Here is a 1,378-nt window from a genome sequence, read left to right on the forward strand (position 1 = left end):
GGCGAACTCCTGGCCGGTGAGCTCCGCGGTGGGCACGTCGCCGAACGCGGGGTCGCCGACCCAGCGGTTCCGGTCCGCGAAGCCGATCTTGCTCGCCTCCAGGAAGTGGTGCAGGTACTGCGCCTCGTCCAGCGCGCCCAGGTCGGTGCCTTCGAGGATGTTCAGCGCCTCGCCGACCGTGGTGCCGCCGGAGGCCGACGGCGGCATCCCGTACACGTCGAGCCCCCGGTACGACACGTGCGTCGGGTCGCGCTCCTCGATCCGGTAGTCGCGCAGGTCGTCGGCGGTCATGCCGCCGGGCCGCACGGTGCGCCCGGCCGCCGGGTCGACCGGCGGGTTGCGCACCGCGTCGACCACGTCGGCGCCGATCTCGCCGCGGTACAGCGGGTCGAGGCCTTCGTCGGCGAGGGTGCGGTAGGTCGCGGCGAGGTCCGGGTTGCGGAACGTGCTCCCGGTGGCGGGTGGCTGCCCGCCGGACAGGAACAGGTCGCGGGTGGCGGGGAACGCGCTGAACCGCTCCTGGTTGGCGGCGGTCTGCTCGCGGAAGGTGTCGTCGACGACGAAGCCGTCCGCGGCGAGGCGCTCGGCGGGCCGCAGCACCTCGCCCAGGTCCTTGTTCCCCCACCGCCGCAGCGCCTGCTCCCAGGTGGCGGGGGTGCCGGGCACGCCGACGCCGAGACCGCTGGTGATGGCCTCCGCCGCGGGGATCGGCTCGCCGTCCTGCAGGAACATCTCGGGGTGCGCGGCGGCCGGGGCGGTCTCGCGGCCGTCGAGGGTGGAGACCTCGCCGGTGGCCGCGTCGTAGTGCACGAAGTAGCCGCCGCCTCCGATGCCCGCCGAGTAGGGCTCGGTGACGCCGAGCGCCGCGGCTACCGCGACGGCGGCATCGGCCGCGGTGCCGCCGGCCCGGAGCACGTCGATGCCGGCGCGGGTGGCGTCCGGGTCGACGCTGGAGACGGCGCCGCCGTAACCGACCGCCTCCGGCGATTTCGGTGGCACCGGCGGCGGCTGCGGGGTCGGGGATGCTTGCGCCATCGGAGTGATCAGCGCACAGGAGGTGACCGCCGCCAGGGTGATCCGAACGGGTCGTGCTCGCACCATCGAGTGCCTCCGATCTCCGAGTGCCCGTCACTGTGCCGAGCGAAAGCCGCCTCGACAACACGAACGGGTCATCGTTGGCGGACCGAGATCAACTGCGCGGCCCGGGAGCACGGACCGCTGGCCCGACGACACCGGACGACCGTTCCCCACACCCCACGCCGAGACGATCTCGCTCAGCTGCGGAGTGAACGGACCGTTCGTCCAGCTCTAGTGGACGAACGGTCCGCTCACTCATGCGGATACGAGTGAACGGACCGTTCGTCCGACGAGGTGGGAC

General features: G+C 73.2%; 1 protein-coding gene. It reads right to left on the bottom strand.

Annotation, left to right across the window (positions count from 1 at the left end; all coding sequences use genetic code 11):
• Nucleotides 1-1,035 (bottom strand): gamma-glutamyltransferase (locus ABZ805_RS29305; RefSeq protein ID WP_358447178.1); only part of this gene is annotated, 1,035 nt, incomplete at its 3' end.
• Nucleotides 1,036-1,378 lie beyond the last annotated feature (343 nt).

Source organism: Saccharopolyspora sp. NPDC047091 (assembly GCF_040643635.1).
Lineage (GTDB): Bacteria > Actinomycetota > Actinomycetes > Mycobacteriales > Pseudonocardiaceae > Saccharopolyspora_C.